Annotated in this window: 26 protein-coding genes; 15 read left to right on the top strand and 11 right to left on the bottom strand. The window is 74.5% G+C overall.

Features of this window, described 5'->3' with window-relative positions; translation table 11 throughout:
- Positions 1 to 93 precede the first annotated feature (93 nt).
- From KUM42_RS04135 to KUM42_RS04160, 6 genes are all read left to right on the top strand, one after another.
- Complete coding sequence (locus KUM42_RS04135; RefSeq protein ID WP_237495181.1) at positions 94 to 291, top strand: hypothetical protein; 198 nt, start codon at positions 94 to 96, stop codon at positions 289 to 291.
- A 109-nt stretch (positions 292 to 400) separates the two neighbouring features.
- Complete coding sequence (locus tag KUM42_RS04140) at positions 401 to 1,318, top strand: ATP-binding cassette domain-containing protein (protein WP_237495183.1); 918 nt, start codon at positions 401 to 403, stop codon at positions 1,316 to 1,318.
- Positions 1,315 to 2,142: an ABC transporter permease subunit gene (locus tag KUM42_RS04145; RefSeq protein ID WP_237495185.1), complete on the top strand. Its 828-nt coding sequence runs from the start codon at positions 1,315 to 1,317 to the stop codon at positions 2,140 to 2,142. The genes KUM42_RS04140 and KUM42_RS04145 overlap by 4 nt, the downstream gene beginning before the upstream one ends.
- A gap of 32 nt (positions 2,143 to 2,174) precedes the next feature.
- Positions 2,175 to 3,347, top strand: coding sequence for a sensor histidine kinase (locus KUM42_RS04150; protein ID WP_237495187.1), 1,173 nt, complete (start codon positions 2,175 to 2,177; stop codon positions 3,345 to 3,347).
- Positions 3,344 to 4,000 (top strand): response regulator transcription factor, encoded by a 657-nt coding sequence (locus KUM42_RS04155; protein ID WP_237495189.1) that lies wholly within the window; start codon positions 3,344 to 3,346, stop codon positions 3,998 to 4,000. The genes KUM42_RS04150 and KUM42_RS04155 overlap by 4 nt, the downstream gene beginning before the upstream one ends.
- A 147-nt stretch (positions 4,001 to 4,147) precedes the next feature.
- Positions 4,148 to 5,398, top strand: coding sequence for an MFS transporter (locus KUM42_RS04160; protein WP_237495190.1), 1,251 nt, complete (start codon positions 4,148 to 4,150; stop codon positions 5,396 to 5,398).
- A gap of 23 nt (positions 5,399 to 5,421) precedes the next feature.
- Here the strand turns inward: KUM42_RS04160 and KUM42_RS04165 are convergent, their stop codons facing one another.
- The 4 genes from KUM42_RS04165 to KUM42_RS04180 all read right to left on the bottom strand — a co-directional run bounded on the left by KUM42_RS04165 (position 5,422) and on the right by KUM42_RS04180 (position 9,232).
- Positions 5,422 to 6,435, bottom strand: coding sequence for an LLM class flavin-dependent oxidoreductase (locus tag KUM42_RS04165; RefSeq protein WP_237495192.1), 1,014 nt, complete (start codon positions 6,433 to 6,435; stop codon positions 5,422 to 5,424).
- A gap of 23 nt (positions 6,436 to 6,458) precedes the next feature.
- Complete coding sequence (locus tag KUM42_RS04170) at positions 6,459 to 7,019, bottom strand: sigma-70 family RNA polymerase sigma factor (protein ID WP_237495193.1); 561 nt, start codon at positions 7,017 to 7,019, stop codon at positions 6,459 to 6,461.
- An 83-nt stretch (positions 7,020 to 7,102) separates the two neighbouring features.
- Positions 7,103 to 8,620: a DUF4407 domain-containing protein gene (locus tag KUM42_RS04175; protein ID WP_237495196.1), complete on the bottom strand. Its 1,518-nt coding sequence runs from the start codon at positions 8,618 to 8,620 to the stop codon at positions 7,103 to 7,105.
- Positions 8,621 to 8,701: 81 nt separating this feature from the next.
- Positions 8,702 to 9,232, bottom strand: a complete 531-nt coding sequence (locus KUM42_RS04180; protein ID WP_237495197.1) for an NUDIX hydrolase family protein — start codon at positions 9,230 to 9,232, stop codon at positions 8,702 to 8,704.
- 132 nt (positions 9,233 to 9,364) lie between these two features.
- Between KUM42_RS04180 and KUM42_RS04185 the strand changes: the two genes are divergently transcribed.
- Genes KUM42_RS04185 through KUM42_RS04200 form a run of 4 tightly spaced genes read left to right on the top strand, consistent with a single transcriptional unit; the run spans position 9,365 to position 14,365 of the window.
- Complete coding sequence (locus KUM42_RS04185) at positions 9,365 to 10,945, top strand: protein kinase (protein WP_237495199.1); 1,581 nt, start codon at positions 9,365 to 9,367, stop codon at positions 10,943 to 10,945.
- A gap of 54 nt (positions 10,946 to 10,999) precedes the next feature.
- A complete protein-coding gene (locus tag KUM42_RS04190; protein WP_237495200.1) occupies positions 11,000 to 11,893 on the top strand; it encodes a glucose 1-dehydrogenase in 894 nt (297 codons plus the stop codon).
- Positions 11,890 to 13,746, top strand: coding sequence for a glycoside hydrolase family 15 protein (locus tag KUM42_RS04195; RefSeq protein ID WP_237495202.1), 1,857 nt, complete (start codon positions 11,890 to 11,892; stop codon positions 13,744 to 13,746). The genes KUM42_RS04190 and KUM42_RS04195 overlap by 4 nt, the downstream gene beginning before the upstream one ends.
- 31 nt (positions 13,747 to 13,777) lie before the next feature.
- On the top strand, positions 13,778 to 14,365 hold the full coding sequence (locus KUM42_RS04200) for a helix-turn-helix domain-containing protein (RefSeq protein ID WP_237495205.1): 588 nt from the start codon (positions 13,778 to 13,780) through the stop codon (positions 14,363 to 14,365).
- Positions 14,366 to 14,373: 8 nt separating this feature from the next.
- Here the strand turns inward: KUM42_RS04200 and KUM42_RS04205 are convergent, their stop codons facing one another.
- Entirely contained in the window at positions 14,374 to 14,631 is a 258-nt protein-coding gene (locus tag KUM42_RS04205) for a hypothetical protein (RefSeq protein WP_237495207.1), read from the bottom strand.
- Positions 14,632 to 14,807: 176 nt separating this feature from the next.
- Here KUM42_RS04205 and KUM42_RS04210 point away from each other — a divergent pair, with 176 nt between their 5' ends.
- A complete protein-coding gene (locus tag KUM42_RS04210) occupies positions 14,808 to 15,656 on the top strand; it encodes a formate/nitrite transporter family protein (RefSeq protein WP_237495209.1) in 849 nt (282 codons plus the stop codon).
- Here the strand turns inward: KUM42_RS04210 and KUM42_RS04215 are convergent, their stop codons facing one another.
- Positions 15,657 to 15,953, bottom strand: coding sequence for a hypothetical protein (locus tag KUM42_RS04215; protein ID WP_237495211.1), 297 nt, complete (start codon positions 15,951 to 15,953; stop codon positions 15,657 to 15,659).
- Between the two features lie 143 nt (positions 15,954 to 16,096).
- Here KUM42_RS04215 and KUM42_RS04220 point away from each other — a divergent pair, with 143 nt between their 5' ends.
- Together KUM42_RS04220 and KUM42_RS04225 are read left to right on the top strand one after the other, a co-directional pair.
- Complete coding sequence (locus KUM42_RS04220; protein WP_237495212.1) at positions 16,097 to 17,137, top strand: glutathione S-transferase family protein; 1,041 nt, start codon at positions 16,097 to 16,099, stop codon at positions 17,135 to 17,137.
- Positions 17,138 to 17,188: 51 nt separating this feature from the next.
- Positions 17,189 to 17,965 carry a hypothetical protein gene (locus tag KUM42_RS04225; RefSeq protein ID WP_237495215.1) on the top strand — a complete coding sequence of 259 codons (777 nt, stop codon included), beginning with the start codon at positions 17,189 to 17,191 and terminating at the stop codon, positions 17,963 to 17,965.
- On the opposite strand, the gene KUM42_RS04230 is transcribed toward KUM42_RS04225, so the two are convergent.
- From KUM42_RS04230 to KUM42_RS04245, 4 genes are all read right to left on the bottom strand, one after another.
- Entirely contained in the window at positions 17,952 to 18,557 is a 606-nt protein-coding gene (locus KUM42_RS04230) for a GNAT family N-acetyltransferase (RefSeq protein WP_237495217.1), read from the bottom strand. The two genes, KUM42_RS04225 and KUM42_RS04230, sit on opposite strands and share 14 nt — an antisense overlap.
- Before the next feature lie 101 nt (positions 18,558 to 18,658).
- On the bottom strand, positions 18,659 to 21,625 hold the full coding sequence (locus KUM42_RS04235; RefSeq protein WP_237495219.1) for an ExeM/NucH family extracellular endonuclease: 2,967 nt from the start codon (positions 21,623 to 21,625) through the stop codon (positions 18,659 to 18,661).
- A 162-nt stretch (positions 21,626 to 21,787) separates the two neighbouring features.
- Complete coding sequence (locus KUM42_RS04240) at positions 21,788 to 22,636, bottom strand: SDR family NAD(P)-dependent oxidoreductase (RefSeq protein ID WP_237495221.1); 849 nt, start codon at positions 22,634 to 22,636, stop codon at positions 21,788 to 21,790.
- Positions 22,637 to 22,646: 10 nt separating this feature from the next.
- A complete protein-coding gene (locus tag KUM42_RS04245) occupies positions 22,647 to 24,110 on the bottom strand; it encodes an MFS transporter (protein ID WP_237495222.1) in 1,464 nt (487 codons plus the stop codon).
- A 157-nt stretch (positions 24,111 to 24,267) separates the two neighbouring features.
- On the opposite strand from KUM42_RS04245, the gene KUM42_RS04250 reads away from it, so the two are divergent.
- Positions 24,268 to 24,843: a TetR/AcrR family transcriptional regulator gene (locus tag KUM42_RS04250; RefSeq protein WP_237495226.1), complete on the top strand. Its 576-nt coding sequence runs from the start codon at positions 24,268 to 24,270 to the stop codon at positions 24,841 to 24,843.
- Positions 24,840 to 25,256: a DUF1810 domain-containing protein gene (locus tag KUM42_RS04255; protein ID WP_237495228.1), complete on the top strand. Its 417-nt coding sequence runs from the start codon at positions 24,840 to 24,842 to the stop codon at positions 25,254 to 25,256. The genes KUM42_RS04250 and KUM42_RS04255 overlap by 4 nt, the downstream gene beginning before the upstream one ends.
- Before the next feature lie 7 nt (positions 25,257 to 25,263).
- Here the strand turns inward: KUM42_RS04255 and KUM42_RS04260 are convergent, their stop codons facing one another.
- The gene (locus KUM42_RS04260) at positions 25,264 to 25,530 is read right to left on the bottom strand and encodes a hypothetical protein (protein WP_237495231.1); all 267 of its coding nucleotides are present in this window, start codon (positions 25,528 to 25,530) and stop codon (positions 25,264 to 25,266) included.
- Between the last annotated feature and the right edge of the window lie 122 nt (positions 25,531 to 25,652).

A 25,652-nucleotide genomic window follows, 5' to 3' on the forward strand; every position in this document is an offset into this window, starting at 1 on the left:
CATCGACCGTCGGCGGCCGGAACTGGACCGCCCGTCCGGGTGACATCGCGGGATCGGTCCCACCAGACGCCGGGACTGCCGATGACGGGGTGCATGAGCACCACCCAGACCGACGCCCTCGACAGCTGGCTGACCGAGCTGACCGGCGGCGAGTCCTCGATGCGCCGGCTCCGCACGAAGCTGCGCTCCGAGGCCGAGCGCACCGACGACGCCTGCTGCCCCACCTGCCAGCGACCCTCCACCGAGGAGGCGTCACACACCGGTCACTGGACCCCCGAGCCCACCGACTGACCTCCTCCCCCGGGGCGGTGCGCGTACTCCTGCAGGAGCAGTCGCACGGCTTGCGGGTCACGCCTCGCGGACGACGACGGGCGCCCGCGCGCTCCGTAGCGTCGTCGGCATGATCGAGGTACAGCAGCTGGCCAAGAGGTACGGCGAGAAGACCGCCGTCGCCGACCTCACCTTCACCGTCCGGCCCGGCGTCGTGACCGGCTTCCTGGGGCCCAACGGCGCCGGGAAGTCGACCACGATGCGCATGATCATGGGCCTGGACCACCCGACCTCGGGCACCGCGCTGGTCAACGGCAAGCGGTACGCCGAGCACCGCGCCCCGCTCCGCGAGGTCGGCGCGCTGCTGGAGGCCCGCGCGCTGCACCCGGGTCGCACCGCCCGCGCCCACCTCACCGCCCTCGCCGCCACCGCCGGCCTGCCGAAGGGCCGGGTCGACGAGGTCCTGGACCTCGCCGGCATCACCTCCGTCGCCGACCGCCGGGTGGGCGGGTTCTCCCTGGGCATGGGGCAGCGCCTGGGCGTGGCCACCGCGCTCATCGGCGACCCGGCCACCGTCGTCCTGGACGAGCCGGTCAACGGCCTGGACCCCGACGGCGTGCTGTGGATCCGCACCCTCACCCGCCGGCTCGCCGCCGAGGGCCGCACGGTCTTCCTCTCCTCGCACCTGATGAGCGAGATGGCCCAGACCGCCGAGCACCTGATCGTCGTCGGCCGCGGCCGGCTCCTGTCCGACACCTCGACCGCGGACTTCATCGACCACGCCGGCGGGGAGTCGGTGCGGGTGCGCAGCCCGCGGGCCGGCGAGCTCACCGGGCTGCTGGCCGCCGAGGGCGTCACCGTCACCTCCGGCCAGACCGGGGTGCTCGACGTGCGCGGGCTGGACGCCGCCGCCATCGGTGACCGCGCCCTGGCCGCCGGCATCGCGCTGCACGAGCTCACCGTCGTCCGGCCCTCGCTGGAGGACGCCTTCATGACCCTCACCCGCGACGAGCGCGAGTACCGCACCGACGAGGAGATCGCCGCATGACCGCCGTCCTGGACGCCCCGGCCCGCTCGCACACCGCCGCGACCGGCGGCGGCGTGACCGGCCTGCTGCGCGGTGAGTGGGTCAAGCTCCGCTCGCTGCGCTCCACCTGGATCGCCCTGGGCACCGGGCTGGTGCTCATGGTGCTGCTGACCTGGCTGTTCACCGCGACCGCCGACAGCGGCGGCCCGGGCGGCGACGGCGGCGGGCCGGGCTCGCTGGCCGCCACCGACCCGATCGGGCTGAGCCTGGCCAGCTTCCGGCTGGCCCAGCTGTTCATCGGCGTCGTCGGCGTGCTGCTGGTCACCGGTGAGTACGCCACCAAGACCATCACCACCACCTTCGCCGCCGTCCCGCGCCGCTGGCCGGTGGTGCTGGCCAAGGCCGTCGTCTTCGGCGTGCTGGTGTTCGTGAGCTCGCTGGTCGCCTCGGTGGTCTCCTTCGTCGTGGGGCAGGCCTCCCTCGGCGACCTCGGCGTGGGCTTCGGCGCCGACGGCGTCCCCCGGGCGCTGCTGGGCACCGCCGCCTACCTGACCGCGATCGGGCTGTTCGGCATGGCGCTGGGCTGGCTGCTGCGCTCCACCGCCGCCGGCATCGCCACCCTGTTCGCGCTCGTCCTGCTGCTGCCGGGCCTGGGGCAGCTGCTGCCCGCCAGCTGGGGTCCCGACGTCGTCCGGCTGCTGCCGGGCGAGGCCGGCCAGCAGATCGCCACGATCGTCCCAGAGCCTTCCGCGCTCGGCCCGTGGACCGGTGGCGCCGTGCTGCTGGCCTGGCTGGTGGTCTCCGCGACCGCCGCGGTCGTGCTGCTCCGCCGCCGGGACGCGTGACGCGACCGGCCGCAGCAGGCACCATCCCGCACATGGACCGAGGTCGACGGGAGCTGCTGCGGGAGGTCGGCCCGCCACTGCTGCTGGCGGTGCTGACCACCGGGGCGCTGATGCGGGTGCGCGACGGCGCGGTGAGCCCGGGCGAGCTGGCCCTCAGCATCGCGCTGTGGCTGCCCGCCCTGGCCCGCCGCCGCGCCCCGGTGCTGGCGTTCGCGGCGACCGCGGTGCTCGTGGCGGCGCACTGGGTCCCGGCCGGCCTGGACGCCGACGACCTGCTGCCGGCCGACCTGGCGCTCTGGGTCACGCTCGCCGCGGTGGCCGAGCTGCGGCCGCTGCGCACGACCCTGGCCGCCACCGCGGTCTGCGAGCTGCTGGTGCTGGGCAGCCTGCTCGGCGACCCGCTGAGCGCCGCGCCGGCCGACGAGGGCCACCCGGTCGGGCTGTTCACCGCGATCACCGTCGCCGCGGCGCTGTTCGGCCGCAACCGGCGCACCCGGCACGCGCTGGTGACCCACCTGCGCGAACGCGCCGAGCGGGCCGAGCAGGAACGCGACCAGCAGGCTCGGATCGCCGTCGCCGAGGAGCGCAGCCGGATCGCCCGCGAGGTGCACGACGTCGTCTCGCACAACATCTCGGTGATGACCGCCCTGGCCGACGGCGCCGGCTTCGCCCTGGCCACCGACGCCGGCCGGCCGCAGGCACGGGAGGCCGTCGCCGCCATCGCCGACACCGGCCGCGGCGCGATCGCCGAGATGCACCGGCTGCTCGGGGTGTTCCGCACCGAGGACGACTCCTCCCGCGCCCCCGCACCCGGCCTGGCCGACCTGCCCGCACTGGTCGAGCAGGTCCGTGCCGCCGGGCTGCCCACCACGCTCACCGTCACCGGCCGGCCCGCACCGCTGGGCGCCACCGCCCAGCTGGCCGTCTACCGGCTGGTGCAGGAGGCGCTCACCAACACCCGCAAGCACGCCCCCGACGCCCGGCACGCCGAGGTCACCCTCGCCTGGGACGACGCCGCGCTGCACGTCCGCGTGCGGGACGACGGCACCGCCGCGGCACCGGTCAGCGGGCACGGCGGGCAGGGCCTGGTCGGCATGCGCGAGCGGTTCGGCGCCCACGGCGGTGCGGTGTCCGCCGGTCGCGCGTCCGGCGGCTGGCTGGTCGACGCCTCGCTGCCGCTGCCCGCGGCGGTGGGTGCACCGTGACCACCGTCCTGCTCGTCGACGACGAGCCGCTGCTGCGGCTGGGCTTCGGCATGGTGCTGGCCGCCCACCCCGACCTCACCGTGGTCGGCGAGGCGGGCAACGGCGCCGAGGCCGTCGAGCTCACCCGGCGGCTGCTCCCGGACGTCGTGGTGATGGACGTGCGGATGCCGGTGCTCGACGGCGTGGAGGCCACCCGGCAGATCGTGAGCGCGGGGCTGCCCAGCCGGATCGTGGTGCTCACCACCTTCGACCTGGACGAGTACGCCTTCGCCGCGCTGCAGGCCGGTGCCAGCGGCTTCCTGCTCAAGAACACCGAGCCCGCCGGGCTGGTCGCCGCGATCCGCACCGTCGCCAGCGGGGACGCCGTCGTCGCCCCGCGGGTCACCCGGCGACTGCTGGAGACCTTCGCCGGTCAGCTCGGCGCCCCCGACCGGACGCCGGACCCGCGGCTGGCCCGGCTCACCGACCGGGAGCGGGAGGTGCTGCAGCAGGTGGCCACCGGCCGCTCCAACGCCGAGATCGCCGTCGAGCTCACCGTCTCGGAGCTGACGGTGAAGACCCACGTGGGCCGGATGCTGACCAAGCTGGAGCTGCGCGACCGCACCCAGGCCGCCGTGTTCGCCTACCGGGAGCGGCTGGTCGTCCCCGACTGACCCGGCCCGGTCGGGTGAGTCGGGCTGCCGCCCCGGGGACCGCCGGTTACGATCGTGTTACCTGAACGCACCGTGTGCATCTACCTGCTGTGCCGGCATCCCGCCGGTGGACCAAGGCGGCACGCCTGACTCCACCCGGCAGAGGTCATGTTCCACACGCGCCGTCCCGGCAACGCACTCGTGCGCGCCGCAGGGCTCTCGTACTTCCCGCTCGCCTTCATCGCCCGGCTGCCGTTCGCCATGATGACCGTCGGGGTGCTCACCCTGGTCGTCGCCGAGCGCGGCTCGCTGACCCTCGGCGGGCTCAACTCCGCGGCCGCGGGCCTGGGCACCGCACTGGCCGGCCCGTTGCTCGGCGCGGCCGTCGACCGGCTCGGCCAGCGCCGGGTGCTCGTCCCGGTGGGGCTGGTCAACGCCGCCCTGCTCGGGACGTTCCCCTTCGTGGTCACCAGCGCTGCACCTGACGCAGCCCTGCTCGCGCTGTCGGTGCTGATCGGTGTCTCCGCACCCCAGATCAGCCCCATGTCGCGCACCCGGCTGGTCGGGCTGATCCGCCGGTCGGTCGCCCCGGACCGCCGCGAGACGCTGGTCAACGGGACGATGGCCTACGAGTCCGCGGCCGACGAGACGGTGTTCGTCGTCGGCCCGTTCCTGGTCGGGCTGCTCGCCACCGCCCTCGCCCCCTGGCTGGCGGTCGCGGCCGCGGCGGTGCTCACGCTGGTGTTCGTCACCTGGTTCGCGCTGCACCCCTCCGGGCGGCTCGAGCCCACGGCGACCCGCACCGTCACCGCGCAGGCACCGGCCCGCGAACTGCTCCGCCTGCCGCTGCTCACGGTGGTCACCGGCACGCTCGGCGTCGGGCTGTTCTTCGGCGCGACGCTGACCTCGCTCACCGGCTTCCTCGCCGCCGACGGCGACGGCGACCGGGCCGGCCTGCTCTACGGCGTGATGGGCATCGGCTCGGCCGTGCTCGCGCTGGGCACCGCGGCGCTGCCCACCCGGTTCACCCTGCCCGCCCGGTCACTGGCCTTCGGTGGGCTGCTGCTGGCCGCCGCCGTCCTGTTCGCCACCGCGCGCTCGGAGGCCGGGCTGGTCGTGGCGCTCGCCGTGCTCGGCTGCGGGGTCGGACCGACCCTGGTCACCCTCTACGGCCTGGGCACCCGCCTGAGCCCGGCCGGCCGCGCGGCGACCACCATGACGATGCTCGGCTCCGCCGTGGTGGTCGGCCAGGCGGTCGCCTCGGCGGTCACCGGGCTGGTCATCGACGGCCTCGGTGCTGCGACCGCGCTGGCGCTGCCCGCGGTCGCCGCGGGGCTCGTGGTGGCCGCAGGCGTCGCGCACGCGCTCGCCGCCCACCGGCCGGTCGCCGTCCCGCGGGTCGCCGTCCCGGCGCACTGACCCGCACCGCCGAGAGGCAGGGGTCAGCCGGCGGGTGACCAGCCCAGTGCCGGGCCGAGCTTGCCGGCGATGTCGGTGAGGATCTGCACGTAGTCCTCGGGCTCGAAGCTGAAGGGCAGCGCGAAGACGACCTCCTCGACCTCGCGGAAGCCGGCGTGGGCGTACAGCTGCTCGGCGACCTGCTCGGCCGTGCCCACCAGGTCGGCGGCGAACATCAGCCGGCCGGGGCCCTGCGGTGAGCGGGTGCGCGGCGTGCGCTCGGCGGCGTAGGCCTCGTACTTGGCCCGCTGCTCCGGTGTCGCGGAGTCGGTCGGGATGACCACCAGCCCCTGCGACACCCGCCCCGCCGGGTGGGCGGCCTTGTAGGCCTGCACCTGGCTGGCCTGCTCGGTGGCGAAGTCCTCGGTCGCCTCGGCCTTGACGACGCTGGAGGTGAGGAAGTTGAGCCCGTTCTCCCCCGCCCACTGCGCCGACCGCAGCGACGCCCCGCCGTACCAGAGCCGCGACCGCAGGCCCGCCGCGTGCGGCTGGACGCGGTCCGACCACTCCTCGACCACGCCCTCCTTGCCGCGGAAGCTCGACGCCGGGGCGCCGTTGACGAAGCGCATGAAGCGGGCGACCCGCTCGTAGGAGAAGTCCTCCACGTCGGCGGTGTCGGGGTAGAGCGCGGCCTTGACGTCGTCCCAGTGCATCGGCGGGCCGACCGACACCCCGGGGTTGAGCCGCCCACCGGACAGGACGTCGACCGTGGCGAGGTCCTCCGCCAGCCGCAGCGGGTTCTCCCAGGCCATCGGGATGACCGCCGTGCCGAGCTCGATCCGCGAGGTGCGCTGGGTGGCCGCGGCGAGCACCGCGACGGGGGAGGAGATGCCGTACTGCAGGTGCCGGTCGCGCAGCCAGGCGCTGTCGAGGCCCAGCTGCTCGCCCAGCTCGATGACCCGCAGCGTCGTCTCGTGCCCGGCGCGGGGGTCGGCGTCGTCGAAGACGCCGATGGTCAGGAACCCGAGCTTCTGCAGCGGCACACCGGGAGCAGGCATGCCCCGATCATGCCCGGTGGCCCTCAGACGACGGCGGTGAGACCCCCGCCGTCCAGGACCTGCTGGAGGCGGCGCATCCCGGCGAACATCCGGGTCTTCACCGTGCCCAGCGGGGCGCCGGTGCGCGCGGCGATCTCGCGCTGCGTGTACCCGCCCCAGTAGGCGAGCACGAGCGCCTCGCGCTGGGCCTCGGGCAGCTCCTCGAGCGCCCGCCGGACGCGGGCGTCGCCCATCCGGTCGGTGACCAGCTCGGCGACGTCGGGTGCACCGTGTTCGTCGGTGCGGGCCCGGTCCTCGGCGTCGGCGTCGGTGCGCCGCCGCAGCGACGCCTCGTGCCGGACGGCGTCGACGGCCTTGTGGTGCACCAGCGACAGGAACCACGCCCCGAACGACCCGCGGGCGGAGGCGAAGGCCCCAGGGTTGCGCCAGTACGCCAGGAACGCCTCCTGGACGACGTCCTCGGCGATCCGGTCGTCGGCGACGACCCGCCGGGCCAGGCTCAGCGCCGGGCCCGTCCAGCGGTCGAGCAGCTCGGCGAGGGGCTCGGCCGTGCGGCCCTGGTCCGGACCGGCGAGGAGTGTCACCTCTGGAAGATGGTGCACAACTGGTTCACGCAAACGCCCCGTCACCCTCTCGGGTGACGGGGCGTCCTCGTGAGGAGCCGCGCTCAGTTGTCGGCCGACACGGTGGCGGCGGAGCGGGGCGCGGGGACCGGCGGCTGGTTGGCCGCGGTGCCCCACGGCCGGACCGCTGACGGGGCGACCATCATGGCCTCGAGCTCGCCGGTGTCCAGGGTGGGCTCCAGCTTCGCCGCCGGGGACTCGTCGGCCTCGGCACCCGGCGTGCGGACCATCCGGCCCAGCACCCGGCGCAGGCTGCGGGCCTCGCGGCGGCGCGCCTTGCGCTCGGCGGCCCGCTCGGCCTCCTCGCGGGCGGCGATCTCCCGGTCGAGGATCTCCCGCGCCATCCGGTCGGTCTCGGCCGCGACGACGAGGTCGGCCCGGGCCTGCTGGGCGCGCTGCCGGCCGTTGCGGCGGATCTCCTCCGCGGCGACGTCCTCCTCGTCGCGGAGCACCTCCAGCCGGTCGTAGGCCGTCGGGTCGGAGAAGTTGAGCATCACCTTCATCAGCACCGGCAGCAGCTCGACGGACAGGAAGAGCAGGAACAGCAGCAGGTGTGCCGTGCCGGCCGCCGGGCGGTCCTGGGCCAGCCGGTCCATCGCCTCGATGCGGGCCAGCAGCCCGTCGCTCTGGGCGTTCTGCGCGTCGAAGGCGGCCTGCTCGCCGACCTTGGCCGTGGTCAGCCGCTGCAGCTCGGCGGTGTGGGTGGCCAGGTCGGTCTGGGCCATCGCGACGTTGCGCGCACCGGCGCTCACCGCGTCGGTCTCGGCGGCGTCCCGGGCCTGCTGCAGCGCCCGGTCGGCGGCGTCCAGCTCGGCCTTGGCGGCGTCCCGGACGTCGGCCTGCGCGTCGGCGGCAGCGGCGGCACCGAAGTAGGCCGCGCCCTCACCCTCCTCACCCGAGCCGCAGGTGCCGTCGAGCTCGCACTGCGCCCTGGTCCGCAGGTCGGAGTACTTCTGGGCCTCGGCGTCGTAGGTGGCCTGCTTGGCGTCGCGCTCGGTCTGCGCACCGGTCACCCGCGGGTCGGCGTTCGCGTCGCCCGCGCCCCCGCCGGCGAGCACAGCCTGCTCCTCGGCGATCTGCTGCTCCAGCACCGGGATCGGCGCGTAGCGGGCGTCGGCACCCAGCTCGTCGGTGAACCGCTCCGCGGCCTCGGCCTGCAGCGTGACGATCGTGGTGTCGATCTCCTTGCTGAACACCTGCAGCGTCAGCGGGGTGGAGATGACCGTGCCCAGCAGGACGGCCAGGCCGATGCGCGGCACGGCCATCGCGGCGTTGCGCAGCCACGAGGAGTCGTGCGCCATCCCGACCAGCAGCATCCGGTCCAGGTTGATGATCACCATCCCCCAGCCCACGCCGATCAGCGCGGCCAGCGGCCACCAGACGCCCAGCGCCATGTGCAGCGCGAACGCCATGGACAGCGCCGCCAGGCCACCCGTGCTGACGAGCACGCCGCCGAGGGCGACGAACTTCGCGCGGGCGCCCGGAGCGACGGCGAGCACGTCGAGCCGGGCACCTGCGAGCACGGCCAGCCGGTCACCGGTGGTGCGATTGCGGACCTTCATGCAGACGACGTCCTCTCGGTTCAGTGCAGAACCGGTATCGGTCGCCCGTCGCCCCGCCGGTACCCCCCGGCGGCTGTGAGGTCAGACGCCGAGGTGCGCGAGCGCCTGCAGCAGCAACGTGCCCTGGCCGTTGGCCAGCTCGGCCAGCACCTCGGGCTTGCGGGCGTCCTCGGGTGAGAACCAGGTCAGCTCGAGGGCGTCCTGCTGCGGCGCGCAGTCCCCCTCGACCGGGACGACGTAGGCCAGCGACACCGCGTGCTGCCGCGGGTCGTGGAACGGCGTGACGCCCGGCGTCGGGAAGTACTCGGCGATCGTGAACGGCTGCGGGGCGGCCGGGACCCGGGGCAGCGCCAGCGGGCCGAGGTCCTTCTCCAGGTTGCGCAGCAGCGCCGACCGGACGCGCTCGTGGTAGAGCACACGGCCCGAGACCAGCGCCCGCTTGACCTGCCCGTCGCCGCCGATGCGCAGCAGCAGGCCGATGGCGGTGACCACGCCGTGGTCGTCCACGCGCACCGGCACGGCGTCGACGTAGAGGATCGGCAGCCGCTCGCGCGCGGAGTCCATCTCCTCCCGGGAGAGCCAGCCAGTGTCGGAGTTCGTCACCTCGGTCATGTGCACTGTCTAGCCGATGCAGCGCCGCCGGTCAGCCGGTGCACCGAGTGACCTGCCCGACGGACGCCCTCCCCCTGTCGCTCCGCCCGCACCGTCCTGGTCTCATGGAGGTCCGTCGGAGGCAGGAGCGGCATGGAACCGAACGGCCGGCTCCTCGGGGGCCGTTACGAGCTGACCGGGCTCATCGCGACCGGCGGCATGGGGCAGGTGTGGCAGGGCCGGGACAACGTCCTCGCCCGCGACGTCGCGATCAAGGTCCTGCGCAGCGAGTTCACCGGCGACCCGACCTTCCTGGCCCGCTTCCGCTCCGAGGCCCAGCTCGCCGCCGGCCTCGTGCACCCCAACATCGCCACGCTCTTCGACTACGGCGAGGTGCCCGCCGCCGACCCGGCCGCCGAGCACCTCGCCTACCTGGTCATGGAGCTGGTGCGCGGTGAGTCGCTGGGCACGGTCCTGCACCGCGACCGCCGGCTGAGCCCGGAGCGCACGCTGGACGTGCTGCGGCAGAGCGCGGCCGGGCTCGCCGCCGCGCACGCCGCCGGCGTCGTCCACCGCGACGTCAAGCCGGGCAACCTGCTGCTCGCCGACGACGGCACCGTCAAGGTCACCGACTTCGGGGTCGCGGTCACCGCCGCCAGCCAGCAGCTCACCCAGGTGGGCCAGGTCATCGGCACCGCCAGCTACCTCTCCCCCGAGCAGGCCCAGGGTGCCCGGGCCACCCCCGCCAGCGACGTCTACGCCCTCGGCCTGGTCGGCTACGAGTGCCTCTCCGGGCTGCGCGCCTTCGACGGCGAGAGCTCGGTGCAGGTGCTGATGGCCCAGATCCACGACACCCCCGCCCCGCTGCCGGACGACGTCCCCGCGCCGGTGCGCCGGCTCGTCGAGACCGCCATGGCCAAGGACCCGGCCGCCCGGTTCCGCGACGGCGCGGCGTTCCGCGACGCCGTCGACGCCCTGCGCGGTGGTCGGCGACCTGCCGCCGAGGGCCCCCGCACGGCGGTGCTGCCCGCCGTCCCGGGCCTCGCCGCCGGCCCGGCCGACGACCGCACCGTGTCGGTGCGCACCGCCGCGGCCGGAACGACGCCACCGCGCACGACCCGCGCCCTGTCCACCGCGCGGCCCGCACCGGTGGCACCCCCGCCACGCGACCGGCGCCGGCTGCTGCTGCCCCTGCTCGCGGTGCTGGCCATCGCCGCGATCGTGGTCGGCGTCGTCGTCCTGGGCGACCGGTCGGGCGGCACCGCAGCGGACCCGGCGCCCTCACCCGCGGCGCCGGTCACGTCGGCTGCCGCCACACCCACCGCCACCAGCACGGCGCCGCGCAGCTCGGCCGCCCCGACGACCCAGCCGACCCGGCTGCGGGCCTCCGACTACATCGGCCTCGAGGTGTCCGCCGTCAGCGCACGGCTCAAGGCCATGGGCTACCAGGTGCGGGAGCGTCCCCAGCAGGTCGCCGACGAGGTGCCCGGCACGGTGCTCAGCGTCGAGCCGAACGGTGCGCTCCCCGGGGGCGGCCTCGTCACCGTCGGGTACGCCACCGCTCCCCCGGCGCCCACCACCACCGCGGCGCCGACCCCGCCTCCGGCCACCGCCACCCCCTCGCCGACCGCGACGGCCACGCCGACGGACGAGGACGAGCCCGACGAGGACGAGCCGGACGAGAACGGGCCCGGCAAGAAGGGCGACAAGGGCAAGGACCGCGGCAACGGCTGACCCACTGCCGGGGCGTGGTGTGTGACGCGCGGCCGGGTGGGGCACGCCCAGCCCATGGCCGACCAGTACACCTTCACCGACCCGACCACCCAGTACCGCGCCGACGGCTTCCCCGAGCAGCACCAGGACGGCACGGGCCTGGACGAGGACCTGCAGGTCACCGCCGACCACGGCGAGAAGACCTACCGCGGCACCGGCCGGCTCACCGGCCGCAGGGCGCTGGTGACCGGGGCGGACTCCGGCATCGGCCGTGCGGCGGCCATCGCCTTCGCCCGCGAGGGCGCCGACGTGGTGCTGAACTACCTGCCGGAGGAGCAGGCCGACGCCGAGGACGTGGCCGCGCTGGTCGAGGCGGCCGGGCAGAAGGCCGTGCTCGCCCCGGCCGACATCTCCGACGAGTCCGCTGCCCGCGCCCTGGTGCACAAGACCCTCGACGCCCTCGGCGGCATCGACATCATCGCCAACGTCGCCGGCAAGCAGGTCTACGTCGACGACCTCGCCGACGTCACGACCGAGCAGTTCGACTCCACGTTCAAGGTCAACGTCTACGCGCTGTTCTGGATCGTCCAGGAGGCGCTGCCGCACCTGCCGGCCGGCGCCACGATCATCAACACCAGCTCCATCCAGGCCTACCAGCCCTCCCCCGGCCTCGTCGACTACGCGACCACCAAGGCCGCCATCAACACGATGAGCAAGGCGCTGGCCCAGCAGCTGGCCCCCAAGGGCATCCGGGTCAACGTCGTCGCCCCCGGCCCGTTCTGGACGCCGCTGCAGGCGAGCGGCGGCCAGCCCACCGAGGCCCTGCCGGAGTTCGGCAAGGAGACCCCGCTGGGCCGCGCCGGGCAGCCGGCCGAGCTCGGCCCGGTGTACGTCTTCCTGGCCTCCCAGGAGTCCAGCTACATCACCGGCGAGACCCTCAACGTCAACGGTGGGATGCCGACGCCGTGACGTCCCCGACCTCGCGGCGCCGTCCGCACCTGCACTGGGGTGCGGACGGCGCCGGGGCCGGGCCGGTCGACGAGCGGGACGCCGACGGCTACGCCGACCTGCGCTCCTACGCCCCGATCGGTGACGGCCGCACCATCGCCCTGATCGCCCGCGACGGCCGGATCGACTGGCTGCCGCTGCCGGAGATGGACGCCCCGCCGGTGTTCGGCGCCCTGCTGGACGCCGAGAACGGCGGCTGCATCGAGCTGTGCCCGGCCGGGGACTTCACCGCGGAGCGTGAGTACGTCGAGCACACCAACGTGCTGACGACGACGTTCACCACCGCCGCGGGCCGGGTGCGGGTCACCGACTCGCTCAACAGCGGCGTCGCCGGCCGGCTGCCGTGGTCGGAGCTCGCCCGCCGGATCGAGGGCCTGGAGGGCTCGGTGGCGATGCGCGCCGCCGTCCGCCCGGGCACCGCGCTCAACACCGTCTCCCCCTGGGTGCACCAGACGTCGCAGGGCCCGGTGCTGCGGGTGGACTCCGTGACCCTGGCCGTGCGCACCCTGGACGCCGACGACGTCACCGCCGGCGACCGGCGGATCGACGCGGTCTTCACCACCTCGCCGGGCTCCCGGCAGCTGCTGGCGGTGGTCGCCACCGAGAGCGAGCCGCTGTTCCTCCCGCCCGCCGACGCCATCGACGCCGGAGTCGACCGCACCATCGCCAACTGGGCGGCCTGGAGCCGCACCTTCGACTGGGACGGTCCCTGGGACACCGCCGTCCGGCGCAGCGCGCTCACCCTCAAGCTGCTGATCCACGCCGCCAGCGGGTCGATGGTCGCCGCGGCCACCACCGGACTGCCGGAGAACCCGGCGGGCGGCAAGAACTGGGACTACCGCTACGCGTGGGTGCGTGACTCGGCCTACGCGCTGACCGCGCTGTTCCGGTTCGGGCTGCGCGAGGAGACCCACGGGGCGATCAGCTGGCTGCTCGCCACGATCCGCGAGCACGGCCCCGAGCCGCAGGTGGTCTACACCCTGGACGGCGGACTGGTGCCCGAGGCGGCGTTCCGCGACGTCCCGGGCTGGCGGGGCAACACCCCGGTCGCCGTGGGCAACAACGCCGCGAGCCAGCTGCAGCTGGGGGTGTTCGGCGACCTGTTCTCCATCGTCGCGCTCTACACCGCCAACGGGAACGTGCTCGACGCGTACACCGGGCGGCTGCTGGCCGGCATCGCCGACCTGGCCTGCGACCGGTGGCAGAGCAAGGACTCCGGCATGTGGGAGCTGCCCGAGGCCCGGCACTACACGACCTCCAAGCTCGGGGCCTGGATGGCGCTGACGAAGGCCGTCGAGCTCGCCGAGGGCGGTCACGTGCCCGGCGACGACGCCCGCTGGCGCAGCGAGGCCGAGCGCATCCGCCGCTGGGTGGAGGACAACTGCTGGTCGGAGGAGAAGGGCGCCTACGTCTGGTACCCCGGCAGCGACCAGTTGGACGCCTCGATCGTGCTGCACGCGATCAGCGGCTTCGACCGCGGCGAGCGCATGAGCCGCACCCTGGACGCCCTGCGCGCCGAGCTCGGCGACGGCCCGCACCTCTACCGGTTCAGCGGGGCGGCCGAGGAGGAGGGCACCTTCGTGGCCTGCTCGTTCTGGATGGTCTCCGCGCTCACGCTGTGCGGGCGGGTCGCCGAGGCGCGGGAGCTGATGGACGAGCTGATGGGCGCCGCCAACGACGTCGGGCTGCTGGCCGAGATGCTCGACCCGCGGTCCGGCGACTTCCTGGGCAACGTCCCGCAGGCGCTGTCGCACCTGGCGCTGGTCAACGCCGCGATCACCGTGTCGGAGGCGATGGAGTCCGCGGTCGCTTGACAAACTGGCTTGCCGATGTGGCAATGGCCCGATGAGCGACGTCGACGCCGTCCTGCAGTCGGTCGGTCCGCGGCTGCGGGCCGCCCGGCTGCAGCGGGACACCACCCTCACCCAGCTGTCGGAGACCACCGGCATCTCGATCAGCACGCTGTCCCGGCTGGAGTCCGGCCAGCGCCGGGCCACCCTGGAGCTGCTCCTGCCGCTGACCCGCGCGCTGCAGGTGCCGTTGGACTCCCTGCTCGACGAGCCGGCCTCGACGGACCCGCGGGTGCACCCCCGCCCGGTCGAGCGCAACGGCATGACCATGCTGCCGCTCACCCGGCGCCCCGGCGGGCTGCAGGCCTACAAGATGATCATCCCGCCGGGGCTGCCGACCGGGGACCTCGAGCTGCGCACCCACGAGGGCTACGAGTGGCTGTACGTGCTCAACGGGCGGTTCGTGCTGCACCTCGGCACCCAGGAGCTGGTGCTCATGCCCGGTGAGGTCGTCGAGTTCGACACCCACGTGCCGCACCTGCTGTCCAACCCCGGACCGGCGCCGGTCGAGCTGCTCGCGCTGTTCGGCCCGCAGGGCGAGCGCATGCACGTGCGGGCCCGCCCGGCCCGCGCCGCCGACTGACCGGCGACTCAGTCGCCGCTGCCCCCACCGCCACCGCCGTCGGACCCGCCACCGGCGCCACCGTCCGAACCGCCGTCGAACCCACCGCCGTGCCCGTGGCCGTGACCCGGCCCGCTGTCGTAGGAGGCACCGCCGTCGCCGCCCCAGGCGACCGGCGCACCGGAGTCGCCGGAGGACCGGCGAGGCGGCTTGGCCGGGGCCCCCGTGCGGCGCACCACGACGAACAGCACGACCGCGATCAGCACCAGGACGATCAGGTACTTCACCGCACACCTCCGGACAGGGTCATGCCGGGAGCCTCCCGTCCCGGTGCCGTCCGCGCCAGTCCCGCACAGCGAACACTTGGTTGCAGCTTCCAACGAGCGGGACGCCGCGTCGGGGGCGAGGCTGGTCCGGGCCGCCGAGACCGGGCGGCCCGAGGACCACGACACCGGAGAAGCACATGACCGACCGCGAACCGCAGGAGATGGCCCAGGCGGCCGCCGAGACCGGCGCGAAGAAGGTGCACCGCAGCTGGGACCGCGTCCTGGTCAGCTCGTTCCTGGCCGGGGCCTACATCGCCTTCGGCGGGCTGGTGGCGATGACCGTCTCCTCCGGCCTCGACCCGGCCACCTGGGGCACGCTGCCGACACTCTTCCTCGGCGGCGCCTTCACCCTCGGCCTGGTGCTGGTGCTCATCGCCGGCTCCGACCTGGCCACCGGCAACATGATGTTCGTCCCGCTGGCCGCGATGAACCGCAAGGTCGGCCTGGGGTCCGTCGCCCGCAACCTGGTCCTGGTGCTGATCGGCAACCTGATCGGCGCGCTGTTCGTCGCCTACTTCCTGGCCATCCAGACCGGCGTCATCGGGCACGCGGGCTCCAGCGGCACCGCCGGGCTCGTCTACCAGCGGCTGGCCGGGATCGCCACGGGCAAGGCCGTCACCGAGTCCCCGTGGCAGACGTTCCTGCGCGGCATGGGCTGCAACTGGCTGGTCTGCCTGGCCGTCTGGATGTCGGTGGCGACCAAGAACGTCGCCGGGAAGGTCATCGTGATCTTCTTCCCGATCATGGCGTTCGTGGCCATGGGCTTCGACCACGTGGTGGCCAACATGTTCTTCCTGCCGGCGGCCATCTTCGCCGGCGTCCCGGACGTCACCTGGGGCGAGACGCTGCTGAACTGGCTGCTCGCCGGTGCGGGCAACCTCGTCGGCGCGGTGGTCTTCGTCGCGACCACCTACTGGTACCTGTTCCTCAAGGACCAGCCGCAGGCAGCGGCACCCGCCGGCGCCCCGGACGCCGAGCGCGCCTGATCAGTCGGTCGGCGCCGGCCCGTCGGTCGGCGCCGGCCGGTCGGGCCCCGCCGGCGGGTCGATCGGTGCCGGCCCGTCCGCAGCCCGCTTCGCGGCCAGCTCCTGCCGGGTGCGCCAGGACTCCAGCGCGACATACCCGAAGACGACGACGTAGGCGAAGCTCAGGAACGCCGACCCGTACTCGCCGTCGACGAGGTGCCGGACGAGCTGGACGGCGTTGTACAGCGACAGGCCCACGCCGAGCAGCTGCACGCCCCAGTTGCCGAGCCAGGGCGGTCGCACAGGTCCGTTTGCCACCCCGGAACAGTAGCCACCGGCGTCCCCTCGACGGCGTCCCCGGCGGTGTGCGCCCCTCCGACGGGGTGGCGGCCGACCGAGATCACTGCCTGTCCGGGCGGGGCGGACGAGCGCGGCGGCGCGCGGTCGGCGATGGTGAGGGGATGAGCACCACGCAGAGCGGCAGTGGATACGTCGAACCCGGCAAGGAGTACCAGCGGGACGCCAACTACATCACCGACCGGATCACCGCCGACGGTGCGAGCGGCTGGCCGGTCGAGGCCGGCCGGTACAGACTGGTGATCGCCCGCGCGTGCCCGTGGGCCAACCGCGCGGCGATCGTCCGGCGGCTGCTCGGTCTGGAGCAGGCGATCTCGATGGGGATCTGCGGCCCCACGCACGACGAGCGCAGCTGGACCTTCGACCTCGACCCCGGCGGCCGCGACCCGGTGCTGGGCTACGAGCGGCTCCAGGAGGCCTTCTTCGCCCGCGACCCGGAGTACCCGCGCGGCATCACGGTGCCGGCGATGGTCGACCTGCCCACCAAGGCCGTGGTCACCAACGACTTCATGCAGATGACGCTGGACTTCTCCACCCAGTGGACGCAATTCCACCGCGACGGCGCCCCGGACCTCTACCCCGAGCACCTGCGGGAGGAGATGGACGAGGTGATGAAGCGGGTCTACACCGAGGTCAACAACGGCGTCTACCGCTGCGGCTTCGCCGGCTCGCAGAAGGCCTACGACCGCGCCTACGACCGCCTCTGGACGGCGATGGACTGGCTCGAGGACCGCCTCACCGACATGCGGTACCTGATGGGCGAGACCATCACCGAGGCCGACGTCCGGCTGTTCACCACGCTGGCCCGCTTCGACGCCGTCTACCACGGCCACTTCAAGGCCAACCGGCAGAAGCTCACCGAGATGCCGGCACTGTGGGGCTACGCCCGGGACCTGTTCCAGACCCCGGGGTTCGGTGACACCACCGACTTCCCGCAGATCAAGGAGCACTACTACGTGGTGCACGCCGACATCAACCCGACGCAGGTCATCCCGATGGGCCCGGACACGTCGAACTGGCTGACCCCGCACGGCCGCGAGGAGCTCGGCGGCAGCCCGTTCGGCGACGGCACGCCGCCCGGCCCGGTCGCGGCCGGCGAGGAGGTCCCCGCCGAGCACGGCCCCGGCGGCATCGGCCACCGCTGACCGGTGCGCCCGGCGCCTCCCCCGCGGGGGTGCCGGGCGCATGCTGGACCGGTGAGCACGCTCTCCGCCGGCGACGTCCGGCTCGCGCTCGACCTGCCCAGCGCCGGCCCCGAGCCGCTGACCGGCCGGACGGCGCTGGCCGCCGTCCTCGGCTACGCGCGGGGGCGGCGGCCGCTGCGGTACCGCTCCCCCAACGAGCGCGAGGGCCGCTGGGTGCAGGTGCCCGCCTTCGGCCACGAGCGCTTCGACGCCCGCCCGGTGCCGTCCGGCCCGCTCGGGGACGACGACGTGCTGGTCGCCGAGGGACTGCACGGCCGGCTGGACCCGGAGAGCTGGACGGCGGTCCGGCGCGCGCTGGACGAGGCGCAGCCGGTCGCCGACGCGCTGGTCGCCCGTGCCGCCGGGCGGCCGTTCTGGGAGCTGCCGGCCGACGAGCTGTCGGTGCTGGGCGAGCCGGGCACGGTCGGTGCCGCACTGCGCAACCTGGCGGAGCTGCCCCAGCCGCAGCCCCGGTACGTGCTCGCCGCCCTGCACCACCGCCACCCCGAGCTGGTGCCGCTGCTGACCCGGGCGACCTGGCTGCAGAGCGTGGCGCACCTGCGGGAGGGCGACAGTGGCGTGGCCGCGGTCGCCCACCGGGAGCTGCGGGCCAACGCCGCCGCGTTCGCCGAGCTGGAGACGGCGGTCGCCGCGCTGCTCCCGGCCGCGCCGCTGACCCGGCTGCGGCTGCACGACCTGCTGGTCTGGCTGTCCGGCACGCTGCGGCTGCCCACCGCCGTGGCCCTGGGCGAGGGCACCGAGGAGTGGCGCCGGCTCAGCGGGTCGTGATCCCCAGGTAGGTGACCTCCCCTGCGTCGGGGACGGCGATCTCGGTGAACCCGAGCCGGTCGTAGAAGGCACGGGCCGCCCGGTTGGTGGGGACCATCCCGAGGTGCAGCGCCGGCGCACCGGCTGCGGCGACGGCGGCGCGGAACGTGTCGACCAGCGCCCGGCCGTGTCCGGCGCGCTGGTGGCTGGGCAGCAGGTCGATGTGCAGGTGGGCCGGGAAGGGCGCGAGCTCGGGCAGCAGCATGCGCTCGGGCCGGTGGCCCAGCGTGAGCATCCGCTCCTCCGCGGTGCACGGCGGGTCCGGTGGCACCGGGTACCGCTGGCTCAGCACGGGCACCCAGCGCTCCCGCCAGGTGCGGACGAACGCCGGGGTGTCGGCGGTGCCGATCACGTAGCCGACGACCCGGCCACCGTCCTCCAGCACGAACGCCCGCTCGGGCTCGAGGTCGACGTAGGGACCGGCGAACAGGTCGGGCATCAGGTCGTCGGTCGACCACTGCCCACGGGCGTCGCCCCCGGCGTCGGCGGTGCGCGTGCAGACGTCGTACACCGCGGCCCGGTCGGCGGGCCGGTACGGGCGGATCGTCGCCACCTGCTGCTCCTGACGTCGGGCCGCCCATCCTGCCCGGGAACGCACCGACGGCGGCGCCCCGCGGGTGCGGGACGCCGCCGTCGGCGGGTGGTCGGGTGGGGTCAGGAGTCGGCGCCGGCCTGCTCCTCGCGGCCCTTCCCCTTGCCCTGGTCGAGGACGTCGGTGCCGGCGCCGCCGATCAGGGTGTCGCTGCCGTTCTCACCGCGCAGGGTGTCGTCGCCGGCACCGCCGAACAGCACGTCGTCGCCGTTGCCCCCGGTGATCGTGTCGTTGCCGTCGCCGCCGCAGACCACGTCATCGCCGTTGCCGCCGGTGATCGTGTCGTTGCCACCCAGGCCCATGACCACGTCACGACCGGTGGTGCCACGCAGCACGTCGTCGCCGGCGGTGCCGACGACGGTGGGCTCCAGGCCCTGGCACAGCACCGGGGCGGGGACGGCCGTGGCCGCGTACTCCTCGACCTGGTTCAGGCTGCGCCGCGTGCCGGTCTCGTCGGTGTAGACGACGTTGACGTAGACCTTCGACGCCGCGACCGACGTCCTGCCCGACGGGACCAACACGTAGCTGCGCTCCCCCGGGGCCAGCGTGACCGGCTGCCCGGCCGGGAAGTCGGCGGTGGCGTTGAACTTGACCGTCAGCGGGACGTCGCCGGTGTTCTCGGCGAACTCCGCCAGCGACACCTGGCCGTCGACGACCTGCGCCTTGACGTTGCTGTTGATGGCCGGCCGGACGGCCACCACCGGCGTCTGCAGGTCGATGCCCAGCACCAGCGGGTCGTGGTCGCTGGAGCGGTAGGGGTTCGGCGCGTACAGGTCCGAGGCGCCGTCGTACTCGTAGGCGAAGGACTCGACCGAGTTGATGTTCCAGTGCGCGACGTCGGTGATCTTCGCGGTCAGCTCGGTCGTGGCCAGCGCGTGGTCGAGCGAGCCGGACAGCCCGTCGAACACGTAGCTGTAGCGGCCCGGGTCGAACTGCTCGCCCAGGTCGGTGTACCCGGCCTCGCGCAGGGTCTGGATCGGGTCCTCCTGGCTGTAGGCGTTGAAGTCGCCCATCAGCACGACGTCGGGGTCGCCGCTGGAGGTGCGCAGCTGCTGGCTGAACGCGGCCAGCGAGCGCGCCTGCCGCACCCGGTCGCCGTTCCACTGGCCCTGCCCGTCACCGGCGTCGGCGTTGTCGCCGGTCGCGGCACCCGTGCTCTTGGACTTGAGGTGGTTGGCCACCACGGTGAAGGTGTCGCCCTGGGCGCGGAAGGTCTGCGCCTGGGGCTCGCGGGCGTTGGACCACACCGTCTCGTCGACCAGGCCGACCGGGTCGCCCACGGTCTGCACGGCCGCGGGCTGGTAGATGATCCCGTTGCGGATGACGTCGCGGTCGACGCCGTACAGCTCGTCGGGCATCGGCACGTACGCCCACTTCGTGCTGCCCGCGGCGGTGTTCAGCCGGGACACGAGGTCGGCCAGCGCGGTGTCGGCGTTGCCGGGGGTGAGGCCGGTCGAGTCGGTGTCCTCGATCTCCAGCAGGGTGACGACCTCGGCGTCCAGCGCCGAGATGGCCGCGACCTCCTTGGCCGCCTGCTGCTCGAACTCCGCGTCGGTGGTCGCGCCGCGGCCGACCTTCGGGTCCCGGGTGAGGAAGTAGTTCAGCACGTTGAAGGTGCCCAGCTGGATGTCGCCACCGACCGGCTGCGGCGCGGCCGTGCGGGTGTCCTGCGGCGCGAAGACGCCGTCCGCGGTGCCGTCGGCGGGGATGAGCCGCCACTCGCTGAAGCCGAAGCCCAGCACCAGCGGCTCGGTGAAGGTGAGCTGGTCACCGACCCGGACCGGGGTGGTCGAGGTCAGGTAGGGCGCGGTGGTGACGCTCGTGCGGGCGCTGACCGCGTCGTCGAGCAGGATCGTCCGGGCGGCGTTGTCGGCCGCGACCGCAGCCGCCTCCGGGGTGCCCGGGCGGGCGGCCTCGGTCGGCTGCACCAGCACGCCGCCCTCGGCCAGGGTGAGCTCGCCATAGCTGGTCAGCGCGTAGACCTCGGCGACGGTGAGGCGGTCGACCGGCGCGACCCGCATGCCCTCGAGGCGCTCACGGGTGGCGTCGTCGGCCGGCAGGTCCAGGGGTGCTGCGGCCGGCAGGTCGGCGGCGGTGCCGTCGGCGCACACCGCGACCGTGCTGCCGCCGGCGATCTGCGTCTGGCCGAAGGCCTCCGAGACCGAGCCGGTGACGGCGACCGTGTCACCCAGGTCGACCGCGGCGGTCGAGGTGACGAAGACGCCGTCGGAGGTCGCGGCGTCGCCGTCCCCGTCCGCGTCCTGCAGGTAGAAGCCCGCCAGACCGGGGACGTCGCCGACGACGGTGCCGCGGACGGTCACCGTCCGGCCGGCCAGCGGGGTGGCGCTCCCGGAGCCCTGGACGGCGCCGATCTCGTTCGTCACCGGGACGGTGCACGGGTCGACGGGTGCCGGCGGGGGCGTCGTCGGGGACGTGCCCTCGTTCCCGGGGTTGACCTGGCCCGGGGTCGACGTCGCCGGACCGGACCAGACCGAGGTCCCAGTGGCGGACCAGGTGCGCGACAGCGACTGCCCGACGGGCTCGGTGCCGGCTTCGCTGACGCCGACGTCGGTGCTCGTCCGGCCGGACGCCGGACCGTCGGTGGCGGTGACGACCCCCTCGTAGGAGAGGAAGTCCAGCACCGCGCCGGACGCGTCGACCAGGGCGATCGCGTCGGGCGAGCCGTTCTGGACGCCGTTGGCCGGGTAGCTGACGACCGCGACGGCCGGTGCCCCGGCCGGGGCGGTGACCACCGGGAGGGCGTCGGAGTCGTACCGGAGGCCCTTGCCGGCGTCCCCGTTGTAGAGCACGACAGACAGCCCGGCCGAGCTGGTGCCGGCCGGGATCTGGACCTCGACGAACTCACCGGCGTCGGTCCCGGCGTTGTCGTAGTGAAACTCGGACAGGAACGGGGTCGTGGGCGGCGCGGCCGAGGCCACGGCCGGGACCGTCACGACGGCGACCGCGGCGGCGGCGACCGCGACGGTGATCCGGACGGCGGTGCGGGGGCTGCCGGGGGGCAGGAGCACGGGGTGTCCTTCCGAGAGGGGCAGGGTCGGTGACGCCCGCCGAACGTAAGCACCGCTCATGAACGACACACCGGGCACACATGACCGGGACGTGTCCCTGCTGGTCCGGCCCGGCGTGTCGCCCACGGTCACCGCGCCCGCACAACCCGTTGCGACTGCGGGTCAGGCCGAGCGCTGCACCGCGTCGTCGAAGTCGGTCGACCGGCTGACGCCGGACCAGACCGCCGCCTCCCGTGCCCGGGCCCGGGAGGACCGCTCCGCCAGCAGCAGCGCGTCCGACCCGAGCAGCAGCCGCAGCGGCGGCTCGGGCGAGGCCACGACGTCCCGCAGCACCTGCGCCGCCCGCGCCGGGTCACCGGGCTGCCGGCCGTCGGTCAGCCGGCGGCGCTCGTGCACCCGGCCGACCGTGCCCGAGTAGTCCTCCCCCACCTCGGCCAGCCGCATCGAGGTGCCCCAGCCCGTCCGGAAGGCGCCCGGCTCGACGATCGTGACGCGGATGCCCAGCGGGGCCACCTCGGCGTGCAGCACCTCCGAGAAGGCCTCCACCCCGGCCGCCGCGGTCTGGTAGGCCGCCAGGCCCGGCGTCCCGCCGACCCGCCCACCGATCGAGGAGAACTGCAGGAAGTGCCCGGACCGCTGCTGCCGGAACACCGGCAGGGCGGCCTGGGTCGTGCGGATGACGCCGAACAGGTTGGTCTCCAGGTGCGCCCGGAAGGACTCCTCGGTGGTCGCCTCGACCGGGGCGCTGTCGGCGTGCCCGGCGTTGTTGACCACCACGTCCAGCCGGCCGAAGGCGGCGACCGCGGCCTCCACGGCGGCGGCACCGGCGTCGGGGTCGGTGACGTCGAGTGCCAGCGGGCGCACCCGGCCCACGAAGCGGTGGGTCAGGTCGGCGAGCAGCTCCGGCTCCCGGGCGGTGGCCAGCACGGAGTCGCCGGCCTCGAGGACGGCCTCGGCCAGGGCGCGGCCGAGGCCGCGCGAGCTGCCGGTGACGAGCCAGGTCTTCGACACGGGGTCCCTCTCAGTTGACGGGGACGACGGAGACGTCGTCCAGCGGGGCAGGGACGGAGACGGCCGGGGTGGGGACAGGGGCGGCCGGGACCGGACGGCGGCGCGCTGCGCCGGGCACGAGGAGGGCGAGCACCGCGGCCGCGACCGAGGCACCCGACAGCGCCCAGAACGCGGTGGTGAAGCCGGACTCAGCGGGCAGGCCGTCGGCGCCGGCGGAGGCGGTGACCACGCTGCTGACCAGCGCGGTGCCCAGCGCGCCGCCGATGGTGCGGATGTTGAGGTTCATGCCGCTGGCCGCGCCGGTCTGGTGCGCCGGGACGCTGCGCACGATCAGGCTGGTGAGTGCGGAGTAGGCCAGCCCGAAGCCGACGCCCAGCCAGCCGGCGGCGACGGCCACCTGCCACGGGGCGGCGTGGAAGAGGGCCAGCCCCGCGCAGCCCAGCGCGGCGATGCCCGAGGCGAGCACGAGCTGGGGCTTGTAGGCCAGCACGGTGACGATCCGCCCGGACAGGACGCCGGTGACCGACATGGTCACCAGCAGCGGCAGCATCAGCAGCCCGGCGACGGTCACGCTGTCACCGAACCCGTAGCCGGTGCTGGCCGGCAGCTGCACGAACTGGGGCAGGAAGGCGTAGACGCCGAACATCTGCGCGCCGAACAGCAGCGCCACCAGGTTGGTGGTCCAGACCGCCGGCAGCCGCATCATCCGCATGTCGATCAGCGGGGTCGCCGAGCGGACCTCGACGGCCACCCACGCGGCCAGGGCCAGGACGGCGACGGCGAGGAGCCCGAGGGTGCGCCCGGAGGCCCAGCCCCAGGACGAGGCCTGCGACAGCGGGACCAGCAGTGCGACCAGCCAGCCGGCCAGCAGCAGGGCGGCGACGACGTTGACCCGCCCGGGTGTGCGGACCGGGGACTCCGGGACGTACCGGCGGGCCAGGACGGCGGTGCCGGTCACCACGACCATCGGGATCCAGAACAGCGCGCGCCAGCCCAGGGCGCTCTCGATCGGGCCGGCCAGCACGATGCCGACGCCGCCGCCGGCCGCGATGACCGCGGACAGGAAGCCGACGGCCGAGGGCAGGCGGTGCGGCGGGAACTCGTCGCGCAGGATGCCGAAGGCGAGCGGGAAGGCAGCACCCCCCAGGCCCTGGACCACCCGGCCGAGCAGCACCAGGGGCAGCGACGGGGCGAGGGCGGCGATCAGCGAGCCGACGGCGATCGCGGCGAGGGAGAGCACCAGCGTGCGCTCCTTGCCCTGCATGTCACCGACCCGGCCGAGCAGCGGCGTGGCCACCGCGGCCGACAGCAGCCAGGCGGTGAGCACCCAGGTGATGCCCGAGGCAGAGGTGCCCAGGTCGTGCTGGATCGTCGGCAGCACCGGGGTGACCAGCGACTGCAGCATGGCGAAGGAGGCGGTGGCCGCGGCGAGCACGGTGAGCACGAGCCGTGGGGAGGAGCGTGGTGCGGACATGGTCGCTCCAGACGGAGAGATGAGCAGGAGGGGACGCGCGCTCGCCCGACCTCACCGGGGTCCGTCGCGAGCGGGCCGGGGCTATCATCGGGTCAACTGGAGGCGCACCTCCACATTAGCGGAGGCAGACCTCCGGTTGCAAGGGGAAGGTGGCGGCGTGGCCGAGCTCGGTGCAGGACTGGTCGAACTGGGCGTGCGCCGTCCGCAGCGTGCCGACGCCGCACGCAACTTCGACGCCCTGCTCGCCGCGGCCCGCGAGGTGTTCGCCGAGCAGGGCGCGGACGCCTCGCTCGAGGACGTCGCCCGCCGCGCCGGCGTGGGCATCGGCACGCTCTACCGCAACTTCCCCACCCGCCGGGACCTCGTCGAGCGCCTCTACATCGGCGAGGTCGCCGACCTGTGCGCCACCGCACGGGAGGTCGCCGACCTGCCGCCGTGGGAGGCGCTGGCCGGCTGGCTGGACCGCTTCGTCGGCTACATCGCCACCAAGCAGGCGATCAAGGAGGCCCTCAGCGCCGGGTCACCGGTGTTCGCCGCCTGCCGCGCGGAGATGTACGGCGCCGGCACGCCGCTGTTCGACCGCGCCCAGGCCGCCGGCGAGGTGCGCGCCGACCTCTGCTTCGACGACCTGGTGAAGCTGCTCGCCGGCATCACGTCGGTGTCCTTCGCCGACGACGCCCAGCGGGACCGGGTGGTGGCCGTGGCCCTCGACGGCGTGCGGACCTCCCGGTGAGCGACCTGCAGCGCTTCGTCGACGCGCAGGACGCTGGCGACACCTTCGACACCGCGCTGGCCGAGCTGCGCGCCGGCCGCAAGCGCAGCCACTGGATGTGGTTCGTGTTCCCCCAGCTCGCCGGGCTGGGCCGCAGCGAGATGGCCCAGCGCTACGCCGTCCGCGACCTCGCCGAGGCCCGCGCGTACCTGGCCCACCCGGTGCTCGGGCCGCGCCTGCTGGAGTGCGCCCGTGCGCTGACCGCGCTGGACCTCACCGACCCGGTGGCCGTGTTCGGCGGCATCGACGCGCAGAAGCTGCGCTCGTCGATGACGCTCTTCGCCCACGCCGACCCGGACGAGCCGGTGTTCCGCGCGGTGCTCGACCAGTACTGCGCCGGCGCCGAGGACGACGCGACGACGTCCCGGCTCTGACCCCGGCTCAGCGCGGGGCGTCCGCGCCCGGCTCGTCGGCGCGCAGCTCGTCGGGCACTCGGCGGTAGGTCGCCAGTGAGCCCTTCTCCGAGAAGGCCGCCCACGCGTTGACCCCGGTGATGCCCACGACGGCGATGCACCAGACCACCAGGAAGGTCCGCCCGCCGCCCTCGGCCCCGCCGAACTGCGTCAGCCCCACGACGAGCATCCCGATGCCGACGACGATCGACAGGACGCCCATCGGCTTGCTCGGCTTGTAGCGGTACGAACTCACGACTGCTCCTGTCCTGGTCAGGCCGCTGTTGGCCGTGATCGGGGAGGGTAGGGCACTCCGCGTGGGTCCGCCCGCCGGAGACCGGCCGCGCCCCGGCACGGACCGGTGGCAGGATGGGCGGT

The organism is Modestobacter sp. L9-4 (assembly GCF_019112525.1).
Lineage (GTDB): Bacteria > Actinomycetota > Actinomycetes > Mycobacteriales > Geodermatophilaceae > Modestobacter.